General features: G+C 69.5%; 16 protein-coding genes and 1 tRNA gene. 4 read left to right on the plus strand and 13 right to left on the minus strand.

Going from position 1 to position 18099, the window contains the following annotated elements; all coding sequences use genetic code 11:
* Window positions 1-9: 9 nt before the first annotated feature.
* Window positions 10-1686 (minus strand): DUF885 family protein, encoded by a 1677-nt coding sequence (locus RN743_RS14085; protein ID WP_310780763.1) that lies wholly within the window; start codon window positions 1684-1686, stop codon window positions 10-12.
* Between the two features lie 137 nt (window positions 1687-1823).
* Between RN743_RS14085 and RN743_RS14090 the strand changes: the two genes are divergently transcribed.
* Window positions 1824-2150 carry a hypothetical protein gene (locus RN743_RS14090; RefSeq protein ID WP_310780765.1) on the plus strand — a complete coding sequence of 109 codons (327 nt, stop codon included), beginning with the start codon at window positions 1824-1826 and terminating at the stop codon, window positions 2148-2150.
* Window positions 2151-4304 (plus strand): TonB-dependent receptor, encoded by a 2154-nt coding sequence (locus RN743_RS14095; protein ID WP_310780766.1) that lies wholly within the window; start codon window positions 2151-2153, stop codon window positions 4302-4304.
* A 24-nt stretch (window positions 4305-4328) separates the two neighbouring features.
* Here the strand turns inward: RN743_RS14095 and RN743_RS16055 are convergent, their stop codons facing one another.
* The 3 genes from RN743_RS16055 to RN743_RS14105 all read right to left on the minus strand — a co-directional run bounded on the left by RN743_RS16055 (window position 4329) and on the right by RN743_RS14105 (window position 5298).
* A complete protein-coding gene (locus RN743_RS16055; RefSeq protein ID WP_343219045.1) occupies window positions 4329-4607 on the minus strand; it encodes a S8 family serine peptidase in 279 nt (92 codons plus the stop codon).
* A 76-nt stretch (window positions 4608-4683) separates the two neighbouring features.
* Window positions 4684-4962, minus strand: a complete 279-nt coding sequence (locus RN743_RS14100; protein WP_310780768.1) for a hypothetical protein — start codon at window positions 4960-4962, stop codon at window positions 4684-4686.
* A 262-nt stretch (window positions 4963-5224) separates the two neighbouring features.
* Window positions 5225-5298, minus strand: a tRNA-Arg gene (locus RN743_RS14105).
* A gap of 50 nt (window positions 5299-5348) precedes the next feature.
* On the opposite strand from RN743_RS14105, the gene RN743_RS14110 reads away from it, so the two are divergent.
* Complete coding sequence (locus RN743_RS14110; RefSeq protein ID WP_310780769.1) at window positions 5349-6680, plus strand: amidohydrolase; 1332 nt, start codon at window positions 5349-5351, stop codon at window positions 6678-6680.
* Window positions 6681-6687: 7 nt separating this feature from the next.
* On the opposite strand, the gene RN743_RS14115 is transcribed toward RN743_RS14110, so the two are convergent.
* The 9 genes from RN743_RS14115 to RN743_RS14155 all read right to left on the minus strand — a co-directional run bounded on the left by RN743_RS14115 (window position 6688) and on the right by RN743_RS14155 (window position 15932).
* Window positions 6688-7893 (minus strand): serine hydrolase, encoded by a 1206-nt coding sequence (locus RN743_RS14115; RefSeq protein WP_310780770.1) that lies wholly within the window; start codon window positions 7891-7893, stop codon window positions 6688-6690.
* 23 nt (window positions 7894-7916) lie between these two features.
* Window positions 7917-9986: a bifunctional aldolase/short-chain dehydrogenase gene (locus tag RN743_RS14120; protein WP_310780772.1), complete on the minus strand. Its 2070-nt coding sequence runs from the start codon at window positions 9984-9986 to the stop codon at window positions 7917-7919.
* 85 nt (window positions 9987-10071) lie between these two features.
* Complete coding sequence (locus RN743_RS14125; RefSeq protein ID WP_310780773.1) at window positions 10072-10458, minus strand: type II toxin-antitoxin system VapC family toxin; 387 nt, start codon at window positions 10456-10458, stop codon at window positions 10072-10074.
* Window positions 10455-10703: a hypothetical protein gene (locus RN743_RS14130; RefSeq protein WP_310780774.1), complete on the minus strand. Its 249-nt coding sequence runs from the start codon at window positions 10701-10703 to the stop codon at window positions 10455-10457. The genes RN743_RS14125 and RN743_RS14130 overlap by 4 nt, the downstream gene beginning before the upstream one ends.
* A 90-nt stretch (window positions 10704-10793) precedes the next feature.
* A complete protein-coding gene (locus tag RN743_RS14135) occupies window positions 10794-12848 on the minus strand; it encodes a S9 family peptidase (protein ID WP_310780776.1) in 2055 nt (684 codons plus the stop codon).
* Between the two features lie 101 nt (window positions 12849-12949).
* Window positions 12950-14062 (minus strand): hypothetical protein, encoded by a 1113-nt coding sequence (locus RN743_RS14140; protein WP_310780777.1) that lies wholly within the window; start codon window positions 14060-14062, stop codon window positions 12950-12952.
* Window positions 14059-14925 carry a carbohydrate-binding family 9-like protein gene (locus tag RN743_RS14145; RefSeq protein WP_310780778.1) on the minus strand — a complete coding sequence of 289 codons (867 nt, stop codon included), beginning with the start codon at window positions 14923-14925 and terminating at the stop codon, window positions 14059-14061. The genes RN743_RS14140 and RN743_RS14145 overlap by 4 nt, the downstream gene beginning before the upstream one ends.
* Before the next feature lie 6 nt (window positions 14926-14931).
* Complete coding sequence (locus tag RN743_RS14150) at window positions 14932-15417, minus strand: hypothetical protein (RefSeq protein WP_310780780.1); 486 nt, start codon at window positions 15415-15417, stop codon at window positions 14932-14934.
* A 32-nt stretch (window positions 15418-15449) separates the two neighbouring features.
* Complete coding sequence (locus RN743_RS14155; protein WP_310780782.1) at window positions 15450-15932, minus strand: hypothetical protein; 483 nt, start codon at window positions 15930-15932, stop codon at window positions 15450-15452.
* Window positions 15933-16118: 186 nt separating this feature from the next.
* On the opposite strand from RN743_RS14155, the gene RN743_RS14160 reads away from it, so the two are divergent.
* Window positions 16119-18074, plus strand: a complete 1956-nt coding sequence (locus tag RN743_RS14160) for a PQQ-binding-like beta-propeller repeat protein (protein WP_310780783.1) — start codon at window positions 16119-16121, stop codon at window positions 18072-18074.
* The last annotated feature ends 25 nt before the right edge of the window (window positions 18075-18099 follow it).

Here is an 18099-nt window from a genome sequence, read left to right on the forward strand (position 1 = left end):
TCGGCGGCGTCAGTTCGCCCCCAGGACGGGATCCTTCTCTCCGATCATCTCCCAGCGGGTGAGGACGATGGGGATGACCCCGATGTCGTAGAAGGCATCGAAGAACCGCTTCACGCTGAAGTCGCCGCCCTCCTGGATGGCGTACTCCGAGAGCAGTTCCTCGATCTGGATCTTCCCGGTCACGTAGCTCGTCCCGTACCCCGGCTGCCGCAGGTAGAGGCTCTGCTCGCCGCGCACGAGGGCGCCGTCCGGCAGCCAGCCCCGCGGCGTCCATTTCATGGCATGGGCCACGGCCTCCTCCATGTCGAACACCTCGCCGTGCAGGTAGAGGCCGCTCAGCGCCCGCGCCGCCCGCTGGGCCAGCATGATCCAAGTGAGTTCGCGCGACCGTGGCGAACCCTCGAGCAGCCCGAGGTGCATGAACATCTCCTCCACCCCCGTGGCGAGTCCCTCCGAGCGGGAGTCGAAGATGTTGTAGAGGGATGGCGTGGCCCGGATCGGGCTCGCGTGCGGGTCCACCCGCATCTGCGCGAGTTCGATCCAGTGGTGCATGTGCGGCCGGAAGGCGTCCGGGTCGCGGTAGTTCACCTCGGAGAAGAAGTTCCGGATCTCGCCGGGTTCGGCGGGCGTGAAGCTCCCGTTCACGGCGCGGAGGGCCGGCGCCATCCACTCCTCCGTCGTCTGCACCTCCTCCTCGTCCAGGAAGCGCATGTAGCGGTCGACGGATTCGTTCAGCCTCCGGTCGTATTCCTCCGCCGAGGCGATGCGCTCGAGTTCCGGCAGGTGCCGGTTGCGGTTCTCTTCCAACCGCATGGAAGAGTGGGCGCGGGCGAGTTCGCGCCGCATGATCGTGACCTGTTCCTCCCACGAATACGGGACGAGGTGCACGTTCTGCATGTACCACGTGTAGTTCTCCCGTCCCACGCCGGAGGGTCCGGTGCGGGAGGGCGCCTCCTCCTCCAGCCAGGCGATGAACGCCTCCGAGGCGGCGCGGGCGTCGGCGATGGACCGGTCGAGCGCGGCGCTCGTCCCGGCCACCCGCGCCGCGAGGTCGTCGAGGTCCCGCACCTGGCCCCGAAAGGCCCGCGGGCCGGCAAGCCAGAGGTCGCGCGCGTTCGAGTCCGCGAGGTTTTCGCGCGCCTGCTCGAGGAGCGCGGGCGTCGCGCCGATGCGGCCCGCGAGTTCGGCGGCATCCGCCTCCGAGAGCGGGTAGTCGTAGGTCCAGAGGTCGATCCAACCGTGGATGACCGCCCCTTCGTGGGCCGGCACGTCGCTCTCCGCCGCGAAGATCGTCACGTAGAAACCGGGGTCGCGCGCCCATGGACGGCGCACGCGGTGATCGAAGTCGAGCCCGTTCATCTCGGCGCGGACCAGGTGCCAGTCGATCTGCTCCGGCACGGACCAGCCCTCGGGGGCGCCGCTGCCCAGCCGCGCCTGCCACCGTGGAAGTGCCTGCCGCTGGCGCGCCATCGCCGGCGCCGAGTAGTCGGGCACGCCATCCGTGAACGCGGGGCGCTCGAATTCCCGCCATTCGTCGAATAACGCGACGAGGTCCGCGTGCGAGTCAGGGCCTCCCATCGCTCCCGAACCCTCCCGCTCCGGCGCCACCTGCACGAGAAGGTAGGCGACGGCGAGAACCGCGATTCCCGCAAGGATGAACGAGGGACGGAGTCGGCTGCGTGCCATGGTGCCTCCCTGGGGGTGTAACCCCCGGATCGTTTGATGCATAATGACACGTTGTGTGGTGTCTCAGAAATCGGTGAGCCTGCGGCGGGTGTCGCGGCGCCGTGTCCCGGAGGGTGCCTGGACGGGGGAGAATGACCATGAAAACTCAAACTTCGTTCCTCGCTGCGGCGGTCTTCGCAGTCCTTGCTTCGACGGGCCCGGCCTCCGCCCAGGAACCGCCGGACACGGTGGTCGTGGTCCAGGAACTCGAGGTCGTGGTGGGGTCGCGGGCCGGGGTCGCGGATCCCGCCACGCTTGCCGTTCCCGTGGACATCTACGGCGCCGAGGAAATCGCGCGCATGGGAGAAATCGACCTTGCGGAGGTGCTCGGCCGCATCGCGCCCTCCTTCAACTCCACGCGGTTGTCCGCCGGCGACGGCGCGGCGCTCCACGTCGCCACGTTGCGCGGCATGAACGGCGACTAGGTGCTCGTCCTCGTCAACGGCAAGCGGCGGCACGGCGTCGCCTTCGCGAAGCTGCTCGCGGCGGCCGGGCAGGGGACGACGGGCACGGATCTGCGCGCGATTCCGGTCCACGCCATCGAACGGATCGAAGTCCTGCGCGAGGGCGCGGCTTCGCAGTACGGCTCCGACGCGATCGCCGGCGTGATCAACATCGTGCTCAAGGACGACGCGAGCGGGGTGAGCGCGGCCACCTTCCTCGGTCGAACCTCGCGGGGCGACGGATTGCGGCTGTTCACGTCGGCCAACGCCGGGGTGCCGCTCGGCGACGGCTTCTTCAACATCACGATGGAGGTCGCGCGGCAGGAGGTCACGAACCGGGCGGGCGTGGCTCCCACCTGCTTCGGCCCCGATCCGTCCTACGGTCCCTGCGCGGATGGCGGGAAGGTCATCCAGTTGCAGCGAAACGGCGAGCCGGACTACCGGGGCGCGGCGTTCATGGCCAACGCCGCCGTCCCGGTCGGAGAATCGGCCGAGTTCTACGCGTTCGGGGGATACTCCGCGCGCGAAGCGGTCTCGGACGGCCTGTACCGCAAGGCGGACTGGGTGCCCCGTTCGGTCAGCTACGTCTATCCGGACGGCTTCTTCCCCGTCGAGGAGTCGGACCTCATGGACAAGTCCGCCGTGGCGGGGCTGCGGGGCGACGTGGGCGAGTGGTCGGGAGACCTCAGTCTCGGGTTCGGGCACGGCCGGTTCGCCTTCGGCGCCGAGAACTCGATCAACCCGTCGTACGCGGCCGAGTTCCTGGCCATGAATCCCGGCGCCGACGGAGCCTCCATCGCGGCCAACGCCGGACCGAGGAACACGTTCAGCGGCGGACTCAACGTGCGGCAGTGGACGCTGAACGCCGACGCGACGCGGGAGCTCGAGGTGGGTTCGACCCCGGCGTTTCTGGCCGTCGGCGGCGCCTTCCGGAGGGATTCGTACTGGATGGAAGCGGGCGACCGGGCCTCGTGGGCGTGCGGGCCGAGCGATACGCCCGGCAGCTTCCCGGCGGCTCATCATCAGAACGACGGGACGGCCTACGCGAGCTGCGGGATGCAGGGCTACCCCGGATACAGCACAACCTCGGCTTCGCTGAGCGAACAGGACCGCAACAGCGTCGGAGCGTACGCCGACATGGAGTTGCGCTCGCCGAGCGGTCGCACGCTGGGCGGCGCGCTCCGTTTCGAGCACTACACGGACGCCGGAAGCTCGGTGACCGGCAAGCTGGCCGGCCGCGTGGGACTGGGCGAAACGGGCGCCGCGCTCCGCGCCGCCGTCTCCACCGGCTTCCGGGCGCCGCGACTCCCGCAGCGGGGGTTCAACACGATCGGCTTCGTGGGCGGCAGCGAGGGCCTGGTGAGCGCCGGATTCCTGCCCGAGGGCGATCCGATCGCGTGTTCCGATTTCGGGGCCTGCTCGCTGGACCACGAGACGTCGCTCAGCTTTACGGGCGGACTCGTCTATTCCAACGACGCCGGTCTGCTGGTGACGGCGGACTACTACCGCGTCGCCGTCAGCGACGCGATCGCCCTGACCCGGAGCCTCGATCCGAGCCACGGGCTGCGGCCCGGCGCGCAGTTCCAGGGTCGGCCGGTGGACGCCGTGGCGTTCTGGACCAACGCGATCGACACGCGCACGCAGGGGTTCGACGTGGCGGCGACCTGGCGCTTCCGCGGCATGGACTGGGGGGCCGCGGACCTGGGGGCCAGCCTGCACCGGAACAGCACGAAGATCACCGCGAACCGCAACGAGGACTTCATCGGAGACACCCAGCGCACGCTGATCGAGGACGCCCAACCCGGGCAGCGGATCGGCGTCAGCGCCGACATCCGGTTCGCTCAGGGTCTCGGCGCGAGGTTCGGCCTGAACCGGATCGGCTCCGTCACGACCCCGTTCATCTTCGAGGAGAACGTCACGATCGACGCGGCGACCATCGCCGACCTGGAAGTCAGCTTCCGGGTGGGCGACCGCATCCGGGTGGGCGTCGGCGCGAACAACCTGCTCGACCGCCTGCCGAACCGCCTCCCGGACGACGCCGTGGCCCAACTCTGGACGATGGAGTACCCCTCCGAGTCCCCCTACGGCGTGGCGGGCCGCCTCTGGTACGTGCGAGTGAACCTGACCGGCAACTGAACGCGGTGATGGGCTGGTCAGCGTTCACTGGTTGGACGGGGGCGCTCCGAAGGCTTCGAGCTGAGGCCCTCGTTGCACCAGTGCAGCATCTCCCGCGATGATCCCCGCGATGTGAGTACCGTGCCCAGCGTAATCGTCGAGACCGCGGGTAAGCCCGTAGTTCTTGCTTGCGTCCAGATCGATCCTGCCGTCGAGATCAGGGTGTGTCGCATCCACGCCCGTATCGATTACGGCGACGCGAACTCCCTTACCCGAAACAGAGATGTCTTCAGGTATGCCGAGGGCGGCGCGGACGCGATCCACCCCTAGAAGGAAACGAGCCCGGGTCGGCGGTCAGCGCCCCCGGGCTCGTCGAACCCATCGCGGCCGCGGAACTGGATCAGCACGTAGCGTGCTTGACCTCGACAGGTTGGGCCATTTCGAGTCCGATCACGAGATCGGATTCCATGAAGCTCCGAAGACGGCCCACCGCTACCCAAGCCGACAGCGCGTGCAGTCGATCCAATGAGCTACGAATCTGCTTTTGCTTGAGCTTCGCACGCACCAACGCGAGAGCGTCCGGTCCGCTCGTGTAGATGATCACAGGAACCTGCTCGGCAGGATCGAGGATCTCGATGATCCTCGCGAGTTCCGAGTCAAGCCGGACAGGATCAATCATGGTTCCCCCTTCGGTCCTCGGCGCCCCCGCCCCGTCCCCCACAGCAACAAGTCTGACACTTCCCGCGGCTCGCCGGTTTCCCGGCGACCTCACCTCTGGAGAGTTACAGGCAATCGAAAGGTCGTGCCCTCACCCTGCAACGCCGCCGGTAGCCTGGTTGTGACGTGGGATCACGTTAACAACGAGAATCATGTGGATCTCGACGTCAACTGCCGACCTGGAACGCCTGCCGGATCGGCCATCCGACGGGCGTGCCTGAGAGTGACCCCGGCTGGACTCGAACCAGCGGCCTCGGGATTAGGAATCCCGCGCTCTATCCGCCTGAGCTACGGGGCCGTGCCGGAAAACTAGCGGGCGGGCCGGAGGGCGGCCAAGATTGCCGTCCCATGGAACCTGTAGACACGCTCATCCTCGGCCCGCTCGTCGTCACGATGGACGCCGGGGAACGGATTCTCGACACCGGCGCGGTCGCGGTGCGGGAGGGGGAGATCGCCGCCGTCGGGACCCGCGAGGAACTCGCGGGCTGCGAGGCCGCCGAAACGATCGACGCGACCGGGCGCCTCCTCATGCCGGGGCTCGTGAACGCGCATACGCACCTGGGCGATTCCCTCTTCCGGAGCCTGGTGGAGGAGTTGCCGCTCGAGGCGTGGCTGGAGCGTCTCTGGATCTCCGAGCGCGAGTTCGTCAGCCGCGAGAGCGTCGAACTGGGCGCGCGGCTCTCGCTGGCGGAGATGATCCGGAGCGGGACGACGTGCGCGCTCGACATGTTCTGGTTCCCGGAGGCCGCCGCCGACGCGGCGCTGGGGGCCGGCTTCCGGCTCGTCACCGGGCCGATCTTCTTCGACTTCGACGGACCCGACGGCGTCTCCGTGGAGGACAGGATCGCGACGGGCGAGCGCTGGCTGGACCGCTACGCCGAGGAGCCGCTGATCACACCGTGCGTGCAGCCGCACAACGCGCTCACGGTGTCGCCGGACGGCATGCGGGCGGCGCGCGGCCTCGCCGACCGCGACGGGATCCTCTTTCACACGCACTGCTCCGAGACGGCCACCGAGGTGCGGCAGACGATCGAACGTTTCGGGCGTACGCCGGTCGCGCACCTCGACGAACTCGGCATCCTCGACGCGCGCACGGTGCTCGCGCATTGCGTCCACCTGGACGACGACGATTTCGTGCGCCTGCGGCGGGCGGGGGCGGCGGTCCTTCACAATCCGCTCTCGAACCTGAAGCTCGGGTCTGGGATCGCGCCGGTCGCGCGCATGCTGGAGGAGGGCATCCCGGTGGCGCTCGGCACGGACGGGCCGGTGAGTTCGAACGATCTCGACATGTGGACCGCGATGCGCTTCGCGGGGCTGTTGCAGCGGGGCGTTCACATGGATCCGGTCATCACGCCCGCGCTTGAAATCGTCCGCATGGCGACGACGGTCGGGGCGGAGGCGCTGGGGCTGGGCAACCGCGTCGGGCAGCTCGCGGAAGGCTACCGGGCCGACCTCATCCTGATCGACCTCGACCGCCCGCACCTGACGCCGATGTACGACGTGTACGGACATCTCGTCTACACGGTGGGCCGCGACGACGTCCGCTCGGTGATGGTCGACGGCCGCTGGGCGATGCGAGACCGCGCGTTGGAAACGATCGACGAAACCACCGTCCTCGCCAAGATGGAGCAACTGGCCGCCGAGATCGAGCGCCACGCCGCCCGCCTCGAACCCGCCTGAGCCGCGTTCAGGGGGAGGCGTCGTCCGCGGGGACGATGGCGGGGAGGATGCGGTCCTGGAGGGCGGTCCAGCTGAAGAGTTCGGGCTGCTCGTGGAGCGTCCAGCCGTTGAAGACGGAGATGAGGTCGTGTTCGGGCACGATGTGGATGAACTGGCCTCCGTAGCCGTTCCCCGCGAATACGCGCGTTTCGCCGTCCTCGTGCACCGGCACCCACCACTGGTATCCGTAGCCCGTGTCGGGCCGGTCGTTGTCGGGGGCGACGTCGGGCACGACGGGTGAGGTCGAGGTCTCGACCCATTGCCGGGAGACGACCTGCCGGCCGTCCCATTCCCCGCCCCGGAGCATGAGGTAGCCGACGCGGGCGAGGTCGTGGGTGGACAGGTAGAGGCCGCCCTCGCTGTCGACTTCGCCGTCGGGGGCGATCTTCCAGTAGTACTCGTCGATCCCGATGGGACGGAAGAGGCGTTCCTCCGCCCACGCGTCGAGCCGCTGCCCGCTGGCCTCGCGCACGACCTTCCCCAGCAGGACGCTCACGCCGTCGTTGTAGTCGAAGCGGGTGCCGGGATCCGTCCCCACGGGTTGCGCGACGACGTAGTCGATCCACCGGTCGCTCGCCTCCAGTACGACTGTGGGGTGGGTACCGTCGTCGTACGTCTGGCCGGGGACGGCCCAGTCGATCCCGCTCCGCATGGTGAGGAAGTCCTCGAGCGTGGTGGCGGCGCGGCGAGGGTCGGCGAGATCGACGCCGTACGCCTCGAAATACGGCCAGGCCGACGCTTCCGCGCCCGGGATGTGGCCCTCGTCCACGGCGATGCCGAACGCGACCGAGGTCACGCTCTTGGTCACGGACTGGAGCGAGTGCAGGTCCGTGTCCCGGTAGTACGGGTGCCATGAGGGGTGATCGTAGTTGTACTGGTGGTCGGCCGTGTCCTCCTGCGCGGTGAGAAGTTCGGCGTAGCGCGCGCCGTGGTCCCAGCGGCGGTCCGCGATCACGCGCCCGTTGCGGATGAGGAGAAACTGGTCGATGAGGCCGTACCGCCCGGCGTCGATGTCGGCGATCAGCGAGTCGATCGCGACCGGGTCCACGCCCTCCGCCTCCGCCGTGGAAACGGGCCACGTCTCGCCCGGCCAGCCGGGCCCCTCCGCCTGCGGCGCGCAGGCGGCGAGGACGATGCATGTCGCAAGCGGGACAACTCGGCCGAGGAGCTTCATGCCCGGTCCTTTGCGTTTCGCGGTCAGCGGAGGGCGGCGGCGACGTTGCCGCCGTCCACGGTGAGGATCGCGCCCGTCGTCGCGCGGGCGAGGGCGAGGGAGACGAAGGCCCCGGCAACATCCTCGGCTCGGACCTCGCGGCCGAGGAGGTTGCCGCGCATGTAGGCGTCCTCGGTCACGCCGCGCGCCTCGGAGCGGGCCGCGATCATCTCGTCGGTGAGCACGCCGCTCCGGATGCGGTCGGCGTTGACCCCGTTCGACCGGATGCCCTCCCAGCCGTGTTCGATGGCGTACTGGCGCACGAGTCCGAGGGTCGCCGCCTTCGGCAGTCCGTAGGGGCCGAAGTCCGGGCCCGGGTTGACGGCCTGCTTGGAGACGTTGAAGAGGAGGCAGCCGCCCGTCCCCTGGGCGCGCATGGTGCGCACGGCCGCGCGGGTGACGCGCTGGTGGGCGAAGAAGTTCAGCTCGAAGCTCTCCCGCAGCACGTCGTCCGTCACGTCGGCGATGGGGCCGCGCCAGGCTGCCCCGGCGTTCGAGACGAGGATGTCGACGCCTCCGAAGCGGGCGGCGACGATGCCGAACGCGCGGTCGACGGACGCGTCGTCCGTCACGTCGCATGGGACGGCGAGCCCCGCTCCGGCCTCACCGGCGGCGTCGAGCGCGGGGCCCGGGAGGTCGAAGAGGGCGACCTCGGCGCCGGCGGCCCGGAACCCGGCGGCCGTGGCCCGGCCGATCGCGCCCGCGCCGCCCGTGACGACCACGACGTGACGGGCCAGCGCCTTCTCCTTCGCGCCGGCCAGCTTCGCCTGTTCGAGCGACCAGTACTCGATGTCGAACAGTTCCGCCTCGGTGATGCTCTCGAAGCGGTCCATGCTCTCCGCGTCCGTGATGACGTCGACCGTGGTCTCGGCGAGGTCGGCCGCCGCGGCCGCCCCGCCTGCGTCACGGCCGCTCGCGAAGAGGCCGACGCCCGGCACGAGGACCACGCGCGGGCTCGGGTCGAGCATGCGCTTCGTCCCGTCGTAGCGCGGGTTGTGGCGCTCGAAGTAGGCCGTGTACGCCGTTCGGTAGGCTTCGACCGCGGCCCGCGCCTCCCGGGTCCAGGCGGCGAGGTCGCCGGCGGGCGGCGCGGGGAGCACGACGGGCAGCGGCTTCGTGCGGATCGCGTGGTCGGGCGTCACCGTGCCGACCTGGCTGTAGCGCGACAGCTCCGAGCCGCCGACGTAGGCGAGGATGGCCGGGCTTGTGCGGTGTTCCAGAATGAAGCGCTCGAACGCAGCCGTCTCACCCTCATGCGCCTCGCCGCGCTGCCGGTTCGTCAGCATGCCGCGGATGGCAGGCGCGATCTCGCTCGCGGAGGCGACCGCCCCGGGCATCGCGGCAGCGGCAAACACGCTCCCACGCCCGCGCTCGATGCGGGCTTCGGCGAGGCTCACCCACTCGATCATGAGTTCGTACGCCTCCTGCGCCGTGTCCCCAAACGTGAACAGCCCGTGCTTGAGGAGGACGAGTCCTTCCGCCTCCGGGTGGGCGTCCGCCGCCGCCTTCGCGGCCTTCGCGAGGTCGAAGCCGGGCATGATGTAGGGCACGATCGCGGCGCGGTCGCCGTAGACCTCGCGGCAGATCTCTTCGCCGTGCGGCTGGTCCGTGAGGACGAGCGCCGCGTTCGCGTGCGTGTGGTCGATGAACGTGCGCGGCACCCACGCGTGCAGGAGCGTCTCCACGGACGGGTTTGGCGCCTTCGAGTCGAGCAGGTTGCGGCGCTGCAGGTTCACCATGTCCTCGTCGGACAGGGCGTCGATCTCCGCCAGCCCCAGAAGGGGATCGAGTTGCACCGCGGGGAGGCCGGGCGGCTCGATCGTCCCCATGTCCCACCCGCTCCCCTTCACGTACAGCACGTCCAGGTCGGTCCCGGTCACGTCGCGCGCGCGGCCCTTGACCGACGTGTTGCCCCCGCCGTGCATCACGAGCCGCGGCTCGGACCCCAGGAGCCGCGTCGTGTACACCCGCAGCGCGAGATCCTCCCCGATGCCGTCGGCGGCGTACCGTTCGACGAACTCCGCCGCCTCGCGCTCGCTCCACGCGCTTTTCATCTCATGATTCCCCTTGTCGAGCCCTGCCGGACAGCCGGCGAAGACGGTACCGACCTCGCGGCAAGCCGTCCAGCACCCGAGATGGTCACCAGAGGACGGGAGCCGGATACGAGGAGATCGCCTCGTCGGGCGTGACGATCGTCAATCCGTTCACGATCGCCTGCGAGACGAGACCGCGGTCGAAGGGGTCCGCATGGAGCACCGGCAGGAGCACTTCGGGGACCGCCGACGCCTCATCGAAGGGGAGCGGTTCGAGTTCCAGCCACTCGCGCCGGCTCGAGACGTAGCGGACGGGCGACTCCGGGAGCGGCAACCGTCCGAGGCGGTGCTTGATCGCGATTTCCCAGGCCGAGAGAGCGCTCAGGTACACGGTGTTGCCCGGATCCCGGCACGCCGCCTCCGCCGCCCGCGAAAGCCGGGAGTCCGCCGCCGCCAGCCACAGGAACGTACACGTGTCGACGAGCAGCCTCACGGCTCGTCGCCGACTCCTCCGAAGGCTCGGAGCAGGTCGTCCGGGAGAGGCTCAAAGAAACTCTCCGGCACCTTCATGCCTCGGTCGATGCCGATCGGCCGTTCCCGGACCGGCGTCGAGGGCAGGGGGCGGATCTCCGCGATAGGCACGTTGCGCCGGCACAGCGTGACGGTCTCGCCGCGCTCCACGCGGGCGAGATACCGAGCCAGATCGGCCCGGGCGGCGGCAACGTTGACCCTGATCATGTACAAGAACCTATACAACTACTTGTACAGATTCAAGGTCCTTCCGCCCGGGCTGCCCGCCGGCTCCTCGGCTGCCCGCTGGCCCCCAGGCTATCCGCCAGCGGTGGTAACGGCCGCTTTCCCGTCGGGGTGGACGGGGGAGGTCTCCCACTCGTATTCCTCGCCCAGCACCCAGCGGTAGTACCAGTCCAGTTCGACGTTCGCCTTGAACAGGCGCTGTTGCAGTTCGACCCAGCCGTGTCCCTGCTCGGGCGCCACGTAGAGGTGTGTCGGGACGCCGTTGTGCTTCAGCCCCTGGTACAGTTCGACGGACTGCGGCATCGGCACGCGCTCGTCGTTCTCCCCGACGAGCACGAGGGTCGGGGTCACGACCTTGTGGAGGTCGAAGAGCGGCGAGTCCGCCATGTACTGCTCGATCGGGGCGTCCTCGGACCAGGGCGTGCCGCCGAACCACGGCGTGCGGTAGATGCGGACATCGGACTGCGCGTACATCGACATCCAGTTCACGGCCCCCGCGCCCGAGGACGCGGCTTTGAAGCGGTCCGTGTACGTGATGATCTTGTTCGTCATGTGGCCGCCGGCGCTCCAGCCCATCTTCGCCATGCGGTCGCCGTCCACGAGTCCGCGCTCGACGAGATAGTCCACGCCGGCCATCACGTCCTTGTGGGCCTGGTCGAAGTAGTTGCCGATCATGTTGCGCAGGAAGTCGTCGCCGTATCCGGTGGACCCGCGATAGTTGGGCTTGAAGACGAACCAGCCGCGGGCGGCGAGCACGGTTTCGTAGTTGCTCGAGCGCGCGAAGCGGAACTTGTCGGAGGACGGGGGGCCGCCGTGCGTCTGCACGACGAGCGGATAGCGCTCGCCTTCCCGGTAGTCGATGGGATAGAAGATGAGACCCTCCACCTCGACGCCGTCGTCGCCCGCGTACTGAACGGCCTCCATGCGCGGCAGGAGGAACTCCTCGGCGAGGTAGTCGAAGAGATGGGTGACCTGCCGTGGCTGGCCGGATCCCGCGTTCGCCCACAGGTCCCCCGCGTTGGTCGAACTGCTGACGGAATAGAGGTGTGCGCCGGATGAGGGGTGGTAGTCCCAGGCGCCGACCGAGTGGTCTCCCTCGGTGACCGCTTCGGCCCGCCCCGCATCCGAGGCATCGGCGGGCACGCGGTAGATCTGCTGGCGGACGCCGGTGTTCGCGCGGAAATAGATCGAGCGGCCGTCGCGGGACCACACGGCCGCGTTCACGTCGAAGCTTCCGCCGGGCACTACCGAGACGGGGTCGCCGCCAGCGGTCGGGACGACGAACAGGCGCTGGTTGAAATAGAAGTCGCTCAGTTCGTCGTTGGTGTTCGCGACGAAGAGCACGTGGCCGTTGTCGGGGGAGAGCGAGGCTCCCACCTCCCCCACGTGATTGTCGGTGATCCGGCGCGGGCCCGTCCCATCGGGGCCCATCACCCACAGCTCCGAGTTGAGCAGGTCGTCGAACATCGGAGTGGGCGCCAGCTGCACGAGGAGGAGCGTCCCGTCGCGGGAGACCGAATACCCCCGGACCATCAGGCCGGGCTCCGTCACGCGCTCCGCCGCCCCGCCCTCGCTCGAAACGCGCCACAGTCCGGTCGGGAGCTTGTCCTCCTCATAGCGGAACACGTTGTCGTTGACCGCTTCGCGCGCCTTCTCGGCCTCGGACTTCTCATCGACCGCCGTGAAGTAGATCCAGTCGCCATTGCCGGACCACGAGATCGAACTCACGGGCGTCGGGTGTTCGCTCACGGCGCCGGCCTCGCCGCCGCCAGCCGGCATCACGAACACCTGGTTGTGTTCCGTGTCGTGCCGGTTCGCGACGAAGGCGATGCGCGAGCCGCCGGGCGACCACCGCGGGCTCGATTCGCCGCCCTCCCCGTTCGTCATGCGCGTCGTGCCGGAGCCGTCCATCGCGACGCGCCAGATGTGGGAAACGGTGCCGTTGGCTTCCCAGTCGGTGTCCGTCCTCACGTAGAGCACCTCCGATCCGTCGGGCGATATCCGGGGGTCGGCGAGGCCGGGGATGTCGATGAGATCCACGATCGTCATCGCGCGGCGCTGGCCGGAGGCGGGGACGGCGGAGACGAGAACGGCGAGGATTCCGAGTCCGAGGATGCGGCGAGACATGGCAGACTCCTGCGGTTGGCGGTGGCCCGTCGCGGTCCATCGATGTTGGTGGGCTCGTCCCCGGCGGACAAGAGCCCGATGCGGGGCCCTTGCGCGGACTGCTACGTCGTGGCGTCGCGGAGGGCGGCGAGGTGTTCGTCGGTGAGGCCGTCCATCTCGAACGTCGACACGCCGGCGGCGCCCGCCTCGCGCGCGGTCGCGACGGCCTCCGCCAGCGCGGCGGGATCGAGCGCGGGCAGGTAGAGTCCGGCGTTCAGCGGCGGGGCGTCGCGCGTGCCCGCCGTGGAAGCCGCCGCCTCGAGGGCCGCGATCCCCTCGCGCACGCCGGCGCCGATCCAGGGGATGTCCTCCAGGTAGAAACTCTGGTAGAGCATCGGGAAGAAGCGGTCCAGGGGCCACCGGTCCCAGTCCTGGCGGACCAGCGTGCGGGCGATGGAGGGGGTCGGGAAGACGGCGGCCGTGATGGGCTTCCCGTGCTCGTGGGCCGCCTCGGCGAGTTCGCGCACGGCGCCGGTCACGGAGTCCCACCGGAAGCGGCGCCAGGCCTCGTCGGCGGGCGGATCGGGGATCTCCAGCGGATCCCGCCCGTCCCGGGCGCGAAACTGCTCGCGGCAGACGTCGCAGTAGCAGAAGTCGAACTCCGGGTGCTCGACATCCTGCACGAGGTCATAGGTCTCCCAGAGGGCGCGGGGGAGGATGACGTCGCAGTGGCGCACGTAGTCGAGGTGGACGCCGTCCACCGCCGGGTCGGCGGCGAGCTCCGCGATGCGTCCGCGGAGGTATTCGCGCACGGGGCCGCGCGAAGGGCAGACCCACTTGTAGTACCCGACGTACGGGGGATGATCGAGCGAACTCTCCAGGTTGCGGCTCACCGTGAACCACTCCGGATGGTTCTCCTGCACCCACGCGTCGCCGTTGCGGTTCATCGTCCAGAACCAGCGGTGATACTCGAGTCCCTCGGCGCGGGCGGCTCCCGAGACGAGATCGATATCGCCGCCACCCACGAGGACGGCGTGGAAGCCGGCCTCGCGCAGCCGGGCGAACCGTTCGCGCCAGCCGGCGGCGTCGCGGTCGCGGTCGCCGTGCACCCACGTCCACAGCGTGAAGGACGCTTCGGGGGGCGTCTCCCGGTCGGGCGGGAACGCGCAGGCGGGGAGCGCCGCCCCCAGCGCCGCCGCGCCGCCGGCGGCCCGGACGAACTCCCTGCGCCTCACGGGGACGCGTCCCGGTCGGTGACGAAGCGCACGACGCCCCACCTCTCGGGTATGTGCATGTCGATCTCACCCTGCGGCGACCACACCCAGTTGTCTTCGGGATGGTCGCTCCAGTCCGCGGGCTCCCGCAACTTCCGGTATCGCCCGTCCTCGACCCCGAGCGGCCACTGCACGCGCGAGAAGTTCACGCGCCAGACATCGCCGGGGTGCGGGGCCGCGACCGCCGCCTCCGCGGGGGCGCCGGGCGGACGCAGCGCCGACCAGGGAATGGCGATCTCGACCGACCAGCCGGTGTCTTCGTCGGAGGGGTCGTTCAGCGTGCCGTCGAGGCGCACCGCGGTGCGCAGCCCCTCGATGTCCCAGGCGATGTCCGCGCTTCCCTTTCGGCGGTACGGTTTATCGAGGAAGAGGTCGAACTCGGTCCCGAGCGCGTTGATCTCGAGTTCGTAGTAGGCGAGACCGTCGCCGTCCGGATCCAGGAAGACCTCGAAGTCGTGTTCCCGGTAGAGGATGGCGTCGCGCTCGGCCAGCGTGGCCCAGAGGTGCGGTTCCTCGAGTTCGGCACCCACGTAGAGGAAGCGTTCATCCCAGACGATCTTCGCGCGCGTCGCCAGGTGGGGTTCGGGCCAGCCCTCGCCCCGGATGTCGACGAAGGGCTCCGTCCACGGGACAGCCCGCCAGGCCGCGTCATCGAGCGCTCCGTCGATCGCAGGCGGTGAGACGGCGGCCAGCGCATGGTATTCATGCGGCGCGGCCGGCGCCTGGCCCGCCGAAGGCGCGGCCGCCGGGAGCCCCGCCGCGGCGAGCGCGAACAGGAGCGCTCGCGACGGGTGGGCGCGAAGCAGGCCGGCCGGGTTTGCCACGGGCACCTACTCCCCTACGGAGGGGAAGACCTGGAAGATCCCGCTCGCCGCCGGAGTGTCGACCGCGAGGTCCCCTTCCGCATCCAGCAGCCACACGTTCACGCGATACCAGCCCTGGAAGGAGAAGAACGGGAGCGTCACGGTCTCCCGCGTCGAGGCGCCGGGTTCGAGTTCGACCATGTGCTCGAGGATGTCGGCGCGGGTGGCTCCTCGGCCGCAGTGCAGCGTGGGGTTGTAGAACGCCTCGAACTCCACTTCGAGGTTGGTCACGCCCACGGGCTTGGTCGCGCACGAGTCCTTGAAGATTCGGGCGCCGGACACGTTGCGTGTGGTGACGGTGATCGACTCCCTGGGTTCGTATTCGGACCGGTCCACGCAGACCTCGAGGCCATGCTGGGTCGCGCAGAGCGAGCCCACGGGGCCGGTGGCGTCCTCACCGCACGACAGCGCGAAAAGGGCGACCGAAAGGGAGAGGAGCAACCCGCGCGACAACTTCGGTCTCCGGAGGCTCAGGGGTTCCTGGTTCAGTTGTTCGCTCCCGGGAAGATGACGAACACGCCGCTCGTCGCCGGCGTGTCGAAAGCCAGCTCCCCATCCAGCGTCAGCAGCCATACGGTCACATGAAAGAAGTCCTGCGGGGAGTAACCCAACCGGAGGGTCTCCCGGGTCGATGCTCCAGGTTCGAGTCTCACCATGCGCTCCACGATTTCGGTTCGCGTGACCGTCGCACCGCAGCGCCGTCGCGGATTGTAGGCCGGCCTGAACTCGTCCTCGGAGTCCGGCGCGGGGACGGCGGTCGTACCGCAATCCTTGAAGATCGAACCGTTGGACACGTTGCGCGTGGTGATGACGATGGCCTCGCCGGACCGGTACTCGGGCCGGTCCACGCACACCTCGGTCCCATGCCGCGTGTCGCACAGGCTGCCCCGAGGGCCGGTCGCCCCACCGCCACACGACATGACGGACGCCATCGCCGCCGTCAGTACCGCCAGACCTCGAAGCTTCATGGATCTCCCGTGCTTCCGACGGCGCGAAATCTAGTGTCGTGTCCCGGGAATCCGCGAGCTTTCGGCCGAGCTGTCGAGACGGGCGAAGTGTTGCCCGCCGGAGCGTCGCATCGGACTGTAGGGCGTTGCCGGAGAAAGCCCCGGGGGTCGCTTGGAGCTTCGCACACGTCACGCGGAGTGGAACGGATGAAGGGAAGCCACAGGTGTTTCAGCCTGGTCCTGCTCGGCATGGGGCTCGGCATGGGGCTCGGCGCCGGGCCTTCGGCGCTGGCCGCGCAGTCCGGTACGACGGACGGAGAATGGCGCTACTGGGCCGGGGACGCCGGGTCCACGCGCTACGCGCCGCTCGCCCAGATCGACGCCTCGAATGTCGCTGACCTGGAGATCGCGTGGCGCTGGCAGGCGCGCAACTTCGGTCGGACCCCCGAGGGCTACTACCGCGTGACCCCGCTGTACGCGAACGGGGTCCTCTATGCGACGGCGGGATTCCGGCGGGCGGCGGTGGCGATCGACCCGGAGACGGGCGAGACGCTCTGGATGTATCGGCTCGACGAGGGCGAACGCGGCCGGAACGCCCCGCGCGGCAACTCCGGGCGCGGCGTCGGCTACTGGACGGATGGCGCCGAGGAACGGGTGCTTCTCATCACCCCCGCCTATCACATGGTCTCGCTGGACGCGAAGACCGGCCTCCCCGACCCGGCCTTCGGCGAGGACGGAATCGTGGACCTCAAGCTCGGACTCGGGCGGGAAGTGGACCTGGTGAACGACCGCATCGGATCGAGTTCTCCCCCGGTCGTCGTCGGAGACGTGATCGTCGTCGGCGCCGCGCTCCCGCAGGGGGGACGTCCTCCGACCAAGGAGATGCCGCCGGGCCACGTGCGGGGCTTCGACGCGCGGACGGGCGAGCAACTGTGGACCTTCCACACCATCCCCCAGCCGGGCGATCCCGGCCACGAGACGTGGGAAGAGGGATCCTGGGACTACACGGGGAACGCGGCGGTGTGGACGCCGTTCACGGCGGACCTCGACCTGGGCTACGTCTATCTGCCGGTGGAGGCGGGGACGGGCGACTACTACGGGGGCCACCGCCCCGGCGACAACCTCTACTCCCAGAGCCTCGTGTGCGTGGACGCGAGCACGGGCGAAGTCGTGTGGTACTTCCAGACCGTGCACCACGGGATCTGGGACTTCGATCCGCCGGCGGCGCCGGTCCTCATGGACATCACGGTGGATGGGCGGGAGATCCCGGCCGTCGCGCAGGTGACGAAGCAGGCCTTCACGTACGTATTCGACCGCGTGACGGGCGAGCCCGTGTGGCCGATCGAGGAACGGCCCGTGCCGGCCGGCGACGTGCCGGGGGAATGGTACGCACCCACGCAGCCCTTTCCGACGCTCCCCGTACCGTTCGACATGCAGGGCGCGACCGAGGACGACCTGATCGACCTCACGCCGGAACTGAAGGCGGCGGCGCTCGAGATCGCGAAGAACCTCACGCTCGGCGAGTTGTTCACGCCGCCGACCGTGCTCGTCGAGGGCGGGAACCAGGGGACCCTCATCACGCCCGGCAGCCTGGGCGGGGCGAACTGGCCGGGCGCGGCGTACGACCCGGAGACGCAGCGGCTCTTCGTGGGGTCCGCGACGCGCGGCACGGTGATCGGGCTCGTGAATGATCCCGAATCGTCGAACATGCGCTACATCGCCGGACGGCCCCGCGGCGTCGGCGGCCCGCAGGGACTGCCGATCCTGAAGCCGCCGTGGGGACGGATCTCGGCGCTCGACATGAATACGGGACAAATGGTGTGGCAGGTCGCGAACGACCACACGCCGTCGTTCGTGGAGGAGCACCCGGCGCTGGAAGGCGTCGACGTCCCGCGCACCGGGCGGCCCAGCCGGGCGGGACTCCTCGCCACGCGCACGCTGCTCTTCGCGGGAACGGGCGGGGGGACGATGTCGGCGGACCTCACCGGCCTCCTGCGCGCGCACGACAAGGAGACGGGCGAGATCCTGGCCGAGATCGAACTGCCGTCGCACCAGACCGGCGTCCCGATGACGTACATGCACGATGGTCGTCAGTACATCGTCGCGGCGATCGCGGGGCGCGGCGTGCCGGCGGAGCTCGTCGCCCTGCGACTCCCGGGCTAGCCAGCCGATCCCGCGGCCGGCCACC

It is taken from the genome of Candidatus Palauibacter scopulicola, assembly GCF_947581915.1.
Taxonomy (GTDB): Bacteria; Gemmatimonadota; Gemmatimonadetes; order Palauibacterales; family Palauibacteraceae; genus Palauibacter; species Palauibacter scopulicola.